This window comes from Halorhabdus salina (assembly GCF_013839425.1).
In the GTDB taxonomy this organism is placed as follows: domain Archaea; phylum Halobacteriota; class Halobacteria; order Halobacteriales; family Haloarculaceae; genus Halorhabdus; species Halorhabdus salina.
The window spans coordinates 235,282-248,104 of record NZ_JACDNP010000004.1 but is presented as its reverse complement, the minus strand read 5'-3'; the positions used below and the strand labels follow the sequence as shown (position 1 = coordinate 248,104).

The 12,823-nt window shown below is 54.8% G+C and carries 7 protein-coding genes and 1 tRNA gene; 6 read left to right on the top strand and 2 right to left on the bottom strand.

Annotated features, from left to right (window positions below):
• Nucleotides 1-268: 268 nt before the first annotated feature.
• The 6 genes from HZR20_RS07630 (at nt 269) to HZR20_RS07600 (ending at nt 5,445) form a co-directional block, all read left to right on the top strand.
• Nucleotides 269-871, top strand: a complete 603-nt coding sequence (locus HZR20_RS07630; protein ID WP_181685987.1) for a helix-turn-helix domain-containing protein — start codon at nt 269-271, stop codon at nt 869-871.
• A gap of 130 nt (nt 872-1,001) precedes the next feature.
• On the top strand, nt 1,002-1,280 hold the full coding sequence (locus HZR20_RS07625; RefSeq protein WP_181685986.1) for a HalOD1 output domain-containing protein: 279 nt from the start codon (nt 1,002-1,004) through the stop codon (nt 1,278-1,280).
• 71 nt (nt 1,281-1,351) lie between these two features.
• Entirely contained in the window at nt 1,352-1,723 is a 372-nt protein-coding gene (locus tag HZR20_RS07620; protein WP_181685985.1) for a methylglyoxal synthase, read from the top strand.
• Between the two features lie 58 nt (nt 1,724-1,781).
• A tRNA-Phe gene (locus HZR20_RS07615) sits at nt 1,782-1,855 on the top strand.
• A 483-nt stretch (nt 1,856-2,338) separates the two neighbouring features.
• On the top strand, nt 2,339-3,601 hold the full coding sequence (locus HZR20_RS07610) for a hypothetical protein (RefSeq protein ID WP_181685984.1): 1,263 nt from the start codon (nt 2,339-2,341) through the stop codon (nt 3,599-3,601).
• A gap of 869 nt (nt 3,602-4,470) precedes the next feature.
• Nucleotides 4,471-5,445, top strand: coding sequence for a TIGR02391 family protein (locus tag HZR20_RS07600; RefSeq protein WP_181685982.1), 975 nt, complete (start codon nt 4,471-4,473; stop codon nt 5,443-5,445).
• A gap of 18 nt (nt 5,446-5,463) precedes the next feature.
• Here HZR20_RS07600 and HZR20_RS07595 read toward each other — a convergent pair whose 3' ends face one another.
• Both HZR20_RS07595 and HZR20_RS07590 read right to left on the bottom strand, forming a co-directional pair.
• Nucleotides 5,464-8,409 carry a DEAD/DEAH box helicase gene (locus HZR20_RS07595; protein WP_181685981.1) on the bottom strand — a complete coding sequence of 982 codons (2,946 nt, stop codon included), beginning with the start codon at nt 8,407-8,409 and terminating at the stop codon, nt 5,464-5,466.
• Nucleotides 8,402-12,541 (bottom strand): Eco57I restriction-modification methylase domain-containing protein, encoded by a 4,140-nt coding sequence (locus HZR20_RS07590; RefSeq protein WP_181685980.1) that lies wholly within the window; start codon nt 12,539-12,541, stop codon nt 8,402-8,404. Before HZR20_RS07590 ends, HZR20_RS07595 begins: the two co-directional genes overlap by 8 nt.
• Nucleotides 12,542-12,823: the final 282 nt, after the last annotated feature.

Genomic DNA, 12,823 nt, shown 5'->3' with positions numbered 1-12,823 from the left:
TGGCAGTATTTGCTTGTCTCCGGAGCCTGTGCCTCTGACATCTCTGTGCTCCGGGGCTTGCCGGCACCGTGGTCGGAATCGGGGGGGTACCCCATCCGGTCCCGTTTTCCGAACGCACTCACTACCCGGTCATTCGTCGCTCACAGACGTTGATCGCGACGTTTATACGGCACCGAACTGAGCATCGACCAACGACGACCGGACCATGATTGCTTGTTGTACGTTCGCTGCTCCGGTTCTCGAACCGACGTTTTCGACGTGTCCAGACTTGTATATCGAAATTGAAGGCATGGATGGCGGGGAATCCGTCCCGCTACGGCTGGTGTTTTGGGCACGAGGGGCCACCGCCAAAGCACTCGATGGCGCCCTGGCGGCCGATCGGACGGTGGCCGATGCGGAACGGCTCACGTCGACGGACGATGCGATCCTCTATCGATCCATTCACAGCGCGGATATGTCCACGACTGCCGTCTACAACGCAGCTATTTCCCACGATGCGGTCCTCCTTGCGGCTACCAGCGACGGTGACGGCTGGGACGTCCGCATGCGCGTGCCCGACCGCGATGCACTGTCCGGGTTTGTCGACCAGTGTCACCAGTTGGGTGTCGACGTGGCTGTCAACTCGATCCGAGATCAGGACCAGATGAGTCGGTACGGGTTCGGTCTGACGCCATCCCAGCGAGAGATTCTGACTCTCGCTTGGGACCGCGGGTACTTTTCGGTCCCACGCGAGACGTCGTTGGGCGATCTGGCGGCCGACCTCGACATCTCACAGCAAGCGGCCTCTGAACGCCTCCGCCGTGGCCTGTGGCAACTTGTCTCGAACACCGTCTGTGAACGCGAGCCGGCCACGAACTGTCACGGCTCCTGAGCGACTCGGTACGGCTGGCCTGTTGCTGTCTCCTGTGCTGCCCGAAAGAACGGCGGTCGCTGTCGACGTTCTTTCAGCGCGCGAAACTCGTGCGAGGTGCTTTATGTACTACGTACCTCCACGCAGTCATATGTGTCCGGGTACTATCTACGTCATCCCAGACGGCGCGGACGAGGATGGGGAACCCTGGGTTCACCCCCGTGCTATCGATGCGCTCGTCTTCGATACCCTCGCCGAGACGACCGATTACGATCCTGAGGCATTCGATCCGCTCACGGAATACGTTGACCAGGCGGCTCTCACGTCGCTTTTCGATGACACTGACGACGCTACCGAACTCTCTTTTTCCGTCGAGGAGTACGATGTGACCCTACACCGCTCGGGAGATATCGACGTCGACGACGCATAGGACGGCCTCCCGGATCGTCATCCGGCCCCAAATACTCAACTTCTTTATTCACTGCCCTATCTGGTAAAGGTATGACGCGGATCGCGCTAATCGCCCACGACGACGAGAAGCCCGAAATGATTGACTTCGTTCGCAGCCACGAGGACGACCTTTCGCAGCTCGAACTTGTCTGTACGGGCACGACCGGCAAGCGAATCATGGAGGAGACTGATCTTGATGTCGAGCGCAAACAGTCCGGACCCCTCGGCGGCGACACCCAGATCGGAGCGGAAGTCGCCGACGAGGCCGTTGACGGTATCGTCTTCCTCCGCGACCCACTGACCGCTCAGCCACACGAACCCGACATTTCGGCACTGTTGCGCATCTGTGACGTCCACGACACGCCGATGGCGACGACTCGCACCTCGGCGGAGTTCCTCATCGAGGGGCTTGCCGATCAGTAAGCCCCGGCGCTTTCTTTCGAAATCCTTTTTGTGACGGTCACCGACGTTCTGAGTGCGCGCCGCCTTAGCTCAGACTGGGAGAGCACTCGACTGAAGATCGAGCTGTCCCCGGTTCAAATCCGGGAGGCGGCATCCCCTTCTCGGTTCACATTCTCGTACGACCTTTACCGGGAGGGCTAGTTATGTCTCTCCCCCTCAACTGTCGAATTCACTCTTCCTCGGGTATGATGAGCCCATTGAGGCTCTGGAGGTGCCCGCATGACCCCGGACCATTCCGGGGAGTCGGGGCATCAAGCGTCAGCACAGGGTGTTATCGATGCGATATTGAATCAGCAGAAACGGTTCGACGTGAACGCTAGGAACGTAGCCAACCCCAGATCACTCAAATGGAACGAGTCCCGGCATAGGAGCATGGTACGCAAGCGCTTCGACAACCTTCTGGCGAACGAACCGATTCTTCCCGGGTTCGGAGAAAATGGCAACGCCCAAAACGCGCGCGATGACTGTGGTGATCCTCATCCGTTCGTATGTGATTCGTGCGGGCACACCGTTGATTTCGGGCGGACCTGTGGTCAATCGATCTGTGCCCGGTGTGCAGTCGCTTGGGCCCGCGATTTGAGTATCAATAAGAGCGCAAAACTCCGGCGGGTTCGGAAGGAGAAAAACTATCATACGCCGGAGGGCGAACTCCAAAAGCTCCACCATCTAGTGATCTCTCCCAATCTGGGATGGTACTTCGATCTCGCGAGCAGTGGCCGTACTCTCGAAGAGGCCCAGAAGATTACGAAGACGGTAGTCAAGAGGATTCTCGATGAAATGCGCGCCCAGGGTGTGCTCATCCGTCATTCGTTCCGCGGGAAGAACGATGATGGGTCAATCAAGAGCGAGAGTGACGATCGCGGTGCCTGGAAAGAACGTCTGAACTCAGGCCGTAAGTGGAACGGCGATGTTCGCAATGAACTTGCCTGGAAGCCTCACTATCACTGTATCGTCGCTTCTGACTGGCTCGAAGGTGGCGAGCTGACGGAGCGCGTCGAAAAAGAAACTGGCTGGGTAATCCATCGAATTGCCGATGACAACGGTATCTCTCTTGGGTCAGACGGCGCAATGGCTCGTGCCATGACCTACTGTCTCTCGCACTGTGACATTCAAATCCGAGAAGACTCACACAACCGAAGCGCCGTGTGGGAGGTCGGTAGTTTCGAGGGTGACCCGATCAAGTCGTCAAGTCGATTTTCCCCTTCGCCGGTTGATCTTGAGTGGGCCGATCGAGTCGTTCGTCGCGCTGCGGTCGATACGCTCGGTCTCCAGAGCGGGACCACCGACTGTGGCGCGCGGATTCCGCCCGTCGACGACCCGGACGAACTCGCACGCCAGATTATTGAAGAGCTGTATCCCCAACAAGAACGACCAGCTCACCGCGACATCGACCCCGACACTCTTCTGTATCACGTTTCTGAGGGTAATCTCTCGGTTGACATCTCGACGACCAGTGGGGGCGGTGGCAACGTAACGGTCAAAGATGCGTTCGGCGAGCCGATCGGTCCCAGCGGCTGGGGATCGAATCTGCCGGAAGCACCGAGTGACCACTCCTACAGCGGTGCCGATGAACCGATCGCACAGGCAATCGTTGGCGATGACGAGGATGTCGACTGCGACTGCGGGCACGACCACAATACCGACGACAATAGCAATCCGGAGTGTGGCGGAACACTGATTCCGCTTGAGGAGGCGCGCCAGCGTGGTCTCTTTGACGACCCGGATTGGGTACGCGATGCAGCTCACGTCGACGAGGCACGTGAAATTAATCGTGAGTGGCCTGACGACCTGGATCCCTGGCGGACTAGCTCACCTGGAAACTTGATTGGCGCAGGATAGTCGGCGTCGGCGGTTTGCATTCACCCCGTCCGGTAGCCGTTGCTACAGTCGCGTGCCTTTTTTCCGCACCATTTCCTACTGAACCCTTCAATATCATTGCGAGATCCACTCGGACGTGGCGCTCAGCTGGCCTCCTCCCCCCTCTCAGCGGCTCGGCGCGGGCAGGATAAGTATAACAGCCAGTGCGCTCGCTTCGCGAGCGCTGACGAACAGGCCGCATTCGCGACCTGTTCTGGACTCCAAGGGCCTTGAAGCTACGAAATTGGCTATCTCTTATACTACAAGCAGAAAGTGCGAACCTCCGAGAAAATGTATGATGGACGATAATACATTAGAAGCAGATTTGGGACTGTGAAGGCGTGACATCACGAAATGGGTGACTGACTCTGAAAGAGGTGAATTTCATATCCGGCAAATATTTACATCTGCATGTAATTTATTGCATTCATGTCTCCGACAGTTCGAACAAGAGATCAAATTTGGAGGTACGCTCTTACTACAACTGCACTGAAAGAAAAGTCAATCACACAAGATGATGTCGTCGAAAAAACAGATGCGTCCCTTCGGACCGTTCGTGAGACCCTTTCCGTAATGGCCGAGACACCATTTTTGCGGCGGAAACAGGAACTTGATGGCACCGTTCGATATGTGCAAGGGACAGCATTCACTGTTAACCCAACCGAGATCTGAGTGCTCGGTACGCCTACAAGCAAAATCTCTTGTCCTTATATTGTACCGTTCAAAAGTAAATGTGACGAGCAAAGATGGATACAACGATAGAGAACAAGTTCAGCTGTGGAAGGATAACCTACACCCCAGCAATTATTTCGAAATGACCACACTGGTTTTGTAACAGGTACACGTGAATCATGGAAATTGCTGACTCCATCTCGTGTGACTTTTACGAATCTAATAGCTGGAAGGGGAGAGAGGAGTCCAAATTCCACATCTACAAGGAAGACAGTCAGGTAGGGCTGGAAATTGAGACGATCTACATGGGTGATGATCAGAAGACCGAGGAGATCACCCGCATAGAAGTAAGTCGGATGGAGCTCAAGACGGTCAAACTGATGCAGTCCCGCCTCGGAGACTGGCTTCAGGAAGATCGTGGTGAGACAGTAAAGTTAACGACTTCCCCAGTGGAGGGCACCTACGAAGACAGTTCCGGTGAGCAGGACGTTCGTCATCTGGAAGTCAAGGTCACAAGTAGAGGTTTTCGAGTTCTTGCGCTTTCCTCGGGCGGTAAACCAGTCGAAAATGCGGCCCGCATTCCCTCTACTGACAGAGTGAACGGTGATGAAGTCAGGGAGTCTAACCACCTCGAACGGCTGTATAGTCTCTTCGAGATATTTCTGGCGGGTGTTGAAGAGGAAAAGCAAGATGTGATTCGTACCACGAAATACCTGCTTAACCCCGAGGCACATCTTCATTCAACAATTCCGTCAGTGTGTGTTGAGAGGCTGGAGAATGAGGATTATACTGGTGTGATTCAGGCTGCTGGCACGGCGCTAGAAGAAATTCTGAAACAGGAGACGCCTGAAGACCTCGTCAGAGAAGCCCAGAATACAAGCGACCTCGCCAATCGAGCATTCAGAGAGAGTGATCCCGTGTTCAGGTGGGGGTACACTGACGGGGAGCAGAAAGGACTGATGTTCCTGTACTCTGGCGTTTTCAAAGCTCTTCGGAACCCAGTAAGCCATCCACGTGGCAATCCAGATCGAAACAGATTCCTCGACGATATTGACGAACGCGATGCTATCGATATCCTTTGTCTTTTCAATTTTCTCGCCCGCCGACTGGACAAATATGGCATCACTGAACTGGAACGTGAGGGGACATTTTGACTCGCTATCTTGCTAGCCTCAGTCCCTAAATGCGTCAATCACTACTGCCATATTCACGAGGTCAGGCTCTTCCGGGACCACCTGCTCATCTTCGTCGAGCCGAGCCAGTTCCTCCTCACGCTCCTGTCTGAGGTCCTCCAGCCGTCGCTGTTCCTGCCCAATAGCAGCGCGCATGTCGGAGTCCGGTTCTTGATCCCGTGCCTCGAAACGTTCGAGACGCTCTTTGACTTCCTCGATACGGCTCTCGAAGTACCGCTTCGCGTGTTCTCTCTTGATTCCTACCTCTCGCTGTCGGTCCTCACGAGCGTCTTCAGCAAGGTCTTCTACCATCTGCCAGGCTTTTGTCTCCGCTTCGCCCAGCAGGCTCTCTGACTGCTGGATAACCCGCTCTATACTGTTGTACTCGGTCGCTCTGGATGGCGGGAGACTGCCGGTAATATCGATCTGTTCGGTAGTTGGGCTCCCATCGACAGGGACATACACCTGTACCATGCGTTCTGTAACCGTCTCCCCGGTACCCGAGAGATAGCCGATACGGAAGTTACACAGGAGCCCTGGCGTATTCATATCGCGTCCGCCTGTTTTGATCGCAGTCTGTCCGCCGGCGCGTTCTGTGTCCATACAGAACTGCATCATGGACTGGACCACGGGGTGGTCCAGCGCGATGAATTCGAAGTTGTCGTCTTCGATAGCATTCTTGCGGTCGAACGTGGCTCCGTCGTAGCGATTCTGAACATCACCACCATTGATCACGTCCGGCACGACGAGGTCAAAGACGTCTCCACCATCCTCGGCCGGCCCTCGTCGAACGTTCACGATCCGGCCCCCGTACTCACTACAGAACGTCCAAACGAGGAACTCGACGTCGTCCTCACTTACTGTTTCCTCGCGACTCGCCTCGATAATGTCGAGGATTTCCTGGTCTTCGTTCTCCAGATCGAAGTGGTCCCGGATGAGGAACTCGTTCTCGATGCGCCTGAGCGCCTCCTCTTTTTCCTCGATGGTCCTGTCGATCTGGTCAGCTACCACGTCTGCCTCACTGTCGTCAGCGATCGCAGACATGATCTGGTCTTCGAGATCGACGTCGTCGAGAACGAGGCCAAGCACGTCCGAACTCATTCCAAGTGTATTCTCGATTTCGTCGAGTTTCTCCATCAGCAGCTGGAGGATGTCGCTCTCCCGGGTGTCGTCGACGAAGAGGTTCCTGATCTCGACTGTGTTCTCCTGCCCGTAGCGGTGGAGTCGTCCCATGCGCTGATCGATGCGCGTTGGGTTCCATGGAAGATCGTAGTTGACCATGATGTGGGCAAACTGGAGGTTCAGCCCCTCCCGGGCGGCATCCGTTGCCAGCATGATGTTCGCCTCGTTCTCGAATTTCTTGAGTTCACGCCGCCGCCTCTCCTGACTCAGATCGCCATAAACCTCGGCGACGTCGCGATTCGAGAATACACGGTCCCGAAGATACTCCAGTGTGTCTGTGTACTCCGTGAAGACGAGAATCTTCTCCTCTGGATCTTTCTCGAGTATCCCCTCGACGAAATCCCTGAGTTCCTCGGCCTTGGAGTCGACGTCGATCCGTTTCGCCTGCTGGTACAGGTCCTGGACGATCTCGTACTCCTGTTTAATCTTCTCGGGGTCATTTGACACTGCGAGCCCTTCGAGCTCTTCTTCGACCCGCTCACGCTGCGCGTCGGTGAGCATGTCAGGGTCTTCCCGGTACTGGGGAAGGAGATTCTTGACGAGCGAGGAGAGTTCGTCGGGATCGACACCACCAGCTTGGATACTCTCCATGCGGCTTTTCAGCGACTTGCGAATCGCGTGGATCGAGGAGACCAGCCGCTTCTGGTAGATTACCATCGCGAAGCCGGCGGCGTCGTTGTCTGCTCTGGAGGCGAGGTTGTAGTATTCGCTGATGTACTCGGTGACGTCATCGTAGAGCTGTGTCTCTTCCTCGGTGAAGTTGACAGGGAGAGTCTTGATGTTTTTCTCCGGGAACATGGGCGTCCCGTCCTCCTCGTACATATCCTCCTTCAGCCGACGAATCATCAGGTCGTCCAGTTTGTCAGGGGTAATATCGTACTCATCCCTGAAGCGGTACGGGTCGAGCAGCGAGACCATGAAGTAGAACTGGTCGGTCTTCCCCTTGTGCGGTGTTCCGGTGAGGAAAATCAGCCCATCGCTGTTGGTGGCAACAGCATCCCCGGCGCGGTAACGATCGGTCTTCTCGATTGCGTTATCGTTACGCCGGCGCGCCGTGAGGTGGTGAGACTCGTCGAAGACCGCGACGTCCCACTCCTCGTCAAGATTCTTCAGCGCGGCCAGCATGTCGTCTTGCTTGGCGAAGTCGATGGACGTGATAATCCGGTCGTCCTGCTTCCAGACGTTCTGATTGGGGCTCGCTTGGCGCTTGGCGTCGACGTAGTCGCGATCGTAGATGATGTAGTCGCGGTCGAACTTCTCTTGCATCTCCTGCTGCCACTGGACGGTCAGTGGTGCAGGCGTGACGATGAGTACCCGTTCAGCCCGACCGCGGGCGACGAGTTCCTCGATGACGATGGCCGCCTCGATGGTTTTCCCGAGCCCGACCTCGTCGCCGATGAGGTACCGGTGGTCGTAAGAGCTGAGGATCTCGTGTGCGGCCTGTACCTGGTAGGGCTCGATGTCGATTCGACTCCCTTCGAGAGCGACGAACCGGTCCTGACGGTGTGCCAGGCTGAGTTCCTCGGCCTTCAGGCGCAGGTCGAAGTGTTCGGGGGCGTCGAAGTCGCCCTTTGCGAGCAGATCGCTGCCGGTGTCCAGCTTTTCGACCATCGTGCTGGGGCGCTTCTCGACCTTGCCCTCGTCCGTCCCGATCTGGAGGAGACAAGCACCGCTGTCATGGTGGGTGATCTTGAGGACCTCACCCTCACCACCAGCGAAGCTTACGCGGTCGTCAATTTCGAAGCCGCAGTCGCAATCAGTCATCGCCTTTCACTGCCTGTTCAACAGTTTCGATCTCCCCTTCATTCAGGTCATAGAGATTGTAGATAATCTCATCAATGAGCTGGTCAGTCTTTTTGATTTTCTCGTCAAGCTCGTTGGCGCTTTCTTTAGCCTCGATATAGCGCTGGAGATCCTCGGAAACACCTTCTGGGTCTGGGAGAGTGACAGACTTCAGACGGTCTAGTGGCGAGTTATTTTTAGTTGCGTTATCGCGGAAATCTGCAAACCCATCTGCCTTCTCAACAGCGACAGGAACAAACTCCTCAACCAGTTCTGCTGCTTCCTCACTCAGGTTTGCAACTGAGAACGCTTCTTCGGGTTCTGTTTCTATATACCCCCACTGATCTGTGTCATATTCCTCAGGATTTTCAGGTTTGTACCGAACAGTAGCATAGACCGTGATCTGATCGTTAGCACGTTCAGTTTTCACCGTACCGACCCGAAGATTCTCAAAGTCTTCTGTAGTTGACTCAAGTAAGCCGGGGCTAGTAGAGGGCTGGAAGAGGCCTATATCTGGAAGGTTTGGCCCCTCAGCGTAATTCCCCAGATAATCGAGGAGGTTGAGATTGTATTTTGTGCGTTGATGTTTTAGTTCAGTGATTGAATCTACTAACGCACATATTGAATCATGAAGCGCAGCAGGTGAGTTCGGAATTGGGGGCCGGTCGTTGCTTCCCTCAATCCAATCGTCGTAACTGTGTATGAATTCTTCTTTCTGCTGGGTCTGTACTTCTTCATCTGTATCGAATGGAATTCGCCGAACCGGAAGCGCCCTCAATTCCGCGAGCGTGGTTTGTCGGAAGTCGTCCTTTGTTGCCAGTGCGGAGGATTTTATGTAGAGGTACGAGTGGAGAGCGCTGTTTAATGACGCTAAGAGATACTTAAGTGAATACTCGTCAACAGTCTTGATAAATGGGTTGAGGTCCTTCTTGGTCACGAAGTCATCTTCAGCGTATGTCGCCATTAGACGGTCATCTCGATTAACAAGTCTTCTGACTAATATACGGGGCTGTGTGTAATATTTCTCTAGTGAATCCTCATCACTGAAGTCGATATACCGTTCTTCCGTAGTTGTACATTCATACCGGTATACGTCGCACTCACGATAGCGTAGATAGTTCTCAGACAGCTGTTCGTCTGCATAATCGTAGAACGACGCTACAATTCCTTGGCATGCATCAGTGTAGTCGCCAAGCCGGCCGAATCGATCTTCATTGAAGCGCTGAAGCAATTCATAGTATTCTTTATCAAAGTAAATCTTGTAGCCGGGATCACTAGATAAGTAGTCAATCGGAATCTCAGTGTGATTCCTGCCGATTGCAGCACTACTCTCCACTTTCTCCCTCTTTTCGAATTCTTTTGCACTGAATGTTTCGAGTTCTCTACCCGGACTAAATATCACAATGTTGGTATCTACATATGCATCCTCAAACACATCGAACGGTAGATTTACAATCGTCTTGAGACCGACATCGCCTGAAACAAAGTTATGCTCTCGGAAGCGCTCGTAATTTTCTCCAGTCTCCCAAGCAACAGGGGTAATCATTCCAACCTGCCCTTTATCCTTGAGACAGAGGCGGAAACTTTGTTGTAAGAACGCTACAGAACTATCATATTTTCTATGGAGGACTTCCTCGAATACGTCCGTGAGGTATTCTCGATGCGGTTCTGGAAGCTGTTCCGTTGGGACATACGGGGGGTTCCCGATCACAGCATCGAATCCCGCCTCGCTTCGACGCTCTCCGTCTGTATCGTAGAATGCGACTGGGAATTCTAAAGCCCAGTGGAAGAACTTCTCATCACTAGCCATCGCCTGAGCAGCTTGGAACCACTCTTGATCTTCTACGCCCTCCCAGGAATCATCGCGTAAAGCCTCGGCCATCCGCTCATGGGCATCGGCGGGTACATCCAGCCCGAGCTCCTTCGCAGTGTGGACATTGGCCATGGAGAGAAGATGCTGGTATAGCGAGTCCTCTCTCACCTCTTCATACACCTCCTCCATCTCCTTGATGTCCTCAAGTGTCTCGTTATTAATCGAGAACAAGTCTTGGAATCGGCCCATAACGTGTTCTAGGGCCTCTTGACGCATACGAGCAAACGACTGCTGTAGAGTAAGTTGGCCCTCTTCGGTGGCGTTCCCACCGTTTTCCAAGACATCAGCAATATCACTGCCAATCAGTGAGTTCCCTGTCTTGAGATGGTGGTCAAGGAAAGCCAGCGGTTGCTCCGCGGCGAGAGTACGTAACCAGAGCGATACCTTGGCGAGCTCTGTCGCTAGAGGGTTTAGATCAACTCCATAAATACAACGTTGAGCGACCTTACGACGTGCCCAATTAATGTCACGAAGTTCGCCTTCTTTAGTCCGGGGATCGCTTATAGCCTCTTCGTTACCCGCCTTGACCGCTTGCTGATCCTGCCGCTCTTGTGCATCAATAATTTCTCTCGCGAGATAGTCTACAGCGTTTACAAGGAAGTGGCCACTGCCCATCGCTGGGTCAAGAACCTTCAGGTCGAAAACGCGGTCGGCGAAATCCTCTGCGAACTGACCGCCGCCTTCTTTATCGAATGGATCCTGTGCCATGAGGTCCTTCTGAATGTCGTCAATAAGTGGCTCAAGTGTCTCATCGACGATGTACTCAACGACGTACTCGGGCGTGTAGTACGAACCGGTAGCCTTGCGCTCACCAGCATCTGTTCGAAGATACACGTCGCCTTGCGACACCTCAATATCGTCACCATCACCAGCCGGGGAATATTCGCCATCATCGACAGTAAGGGGCTCATCAGCGACATCAAGCTTGTATTCAAGCAGCCCTTCGTAAATCGACCCGAGGTGGCGTTCATCGAGCGACGAGTAGTCGACGAACACTTGACCTTCGCCGTCGTCAGCCTCCCGACGCGCAAGCAGATCTAGGACTTCAGCCAGGTACGCATCGCCTGCTTCGTAATTCGCGAGGAACCGGGCTTCCTCACTGTCGTCTGGCTCGGGGTCAGTCCGAAACAGACCACCGTTGTACGCGGGGATATACAGGTCGTCCTTCGGGATGCCCTTCCCGTGGCTTCCCTGATCGATAAGGACAAACAGCTCCTCAAGACGGTCCCAGAGATTAGTCTGCCACGACTGATAGTGCTGCTGGGTCTCGTCCCGGTTTTCGGCAACCGTCTGTTTGAGGGCGTTCAGGCTGTAGCTCTCGCGGTAAATCGGGTTATCCGTGGGTAGCAGGTTTCGACCCTCACTTTCTGCGTAGAGGACGAAGATCAGCCGATACAGGTAGATGAGTGAACTGTCGTGAATCCGTTCGAGATCGTCCTCGTCGAGCTCCTCGTTCGTGTCGAGGAACCCCTCTGCGAGGACGCGAATCGCCTCGTAGATGTTGTCCTGGAGGTCTTCGCCCAGAGCCTCGGCAAAGACGCTCGATTCCTCGTAGACGTCGTCGAGGAACGCGCTTCCCGTGGTGTCCTCGACGAAAGCCTCCTTGCGGAAGAAGAGGTAGAAGTCTTTGAAGTCTTCCAGACTGCCGCTGTCTTCGACGTGCTGGAGCAGGGTCGGCAGGTCGATTTCGTAGTAGGAGTCGAGCCGGTGACTCGTGGGGCCGTAGTAAAGTCGCCACTTCTGTCCGTTCGTCAGGACTGCCCAGGTCGTCGGTGTGTCCTGAAGGTAGGCGTGGATCTGGTAGCTCGGGTTCTCGAAGTCCCGCTTCTCCTCACCACGGGTGTCGAGCTTCCGTCCCCAGCGTTTGGCGTCGGCGACCGCAATTGCTTCCTCGTAGAAGTTGTTCCGGTCGAAGGCTGCGTCGGCGGCCTCGTCCGTCTCGAAGAAGCCGTAGTCCGGCCGTCGTGCGTTCCGCTCGACCGTTTCCTCGATCTCGTAGGAGACATCGAGAATCTCGAAGATTGGCCGAATGAAGTTCCGTTCGAGCTGCGCCTCGTTGTAGTCTTCGTCGTTGAATCGGTGTCGCTTCTTCTCATAGAGGTCGCGTATCTCGTCGTAGACATCCCGGACTTCAGCGTCGTCGACCTCGTTCCAGGGTTCTGTGTCGCGTAGATGGTCGGTCAGGTAGTGGTTAGAGAACAAATCCCGGTTCGTACGGTATGGGAAGGCATTCTGAGTCATGATTTGAACGTAAGTGGTCGGTGCCTGGGGGCAAAGTGGCTCCGTCCGTTGATATGTTTCCCTGAACCACCCCCATCATATAATGGTTTGTGGACGAACATCCGCCTCACGCGTTCGTGCTCGCGAACGCGGGCGAGCGTGACCATGCGCTCACCCGCGCGAATGACCAGCCAGACCAACGCCCGACAACATTTTTATAAAATAAGGGCGTTGGTCTGGTCACGTCGATGTCAGGTCAGCAACCACAGCCCGCGGGGGACGCAATATCGGGTGGGACAGGAC

Coding starts and splice junctions, on each gene's coding strand:
- HZR20_RS07625 (WP_181685986.1), top strand. CDS start 1,002: ATGTGTCCGGGTACTATCTACGTCATCCCAGACGGCGCGGACGAGGAT.
- HZR20_RS07590 (WP_181685980.1), bottom strand. CDS start 12,541: ATGACTCAGAATGCCTTCCCATACCGTACGAACCGGGATTTGTTCTCT.
- HZR20_RS07620 (WP_181685985.1), top strand. CDS start 1,352: ATGACGCGGATCGCGCTAATCGCCCACGACGACGAGAAGCCCGAAATG.
- HZR20_RS07600 (WP_181685982.1), top strand. CDS start 4,471: ATGGAAATTGCTGACTCCATCTCGTGTGACTTTTACGAATCTAATAGC.
- HZR20_RS07595 (WP_181685981.1), bottom strand. CDS start 8,409: ATGACTGATTGCGACTGCGGCTTCGAAATTGACGACCGCGTAAGCTTC.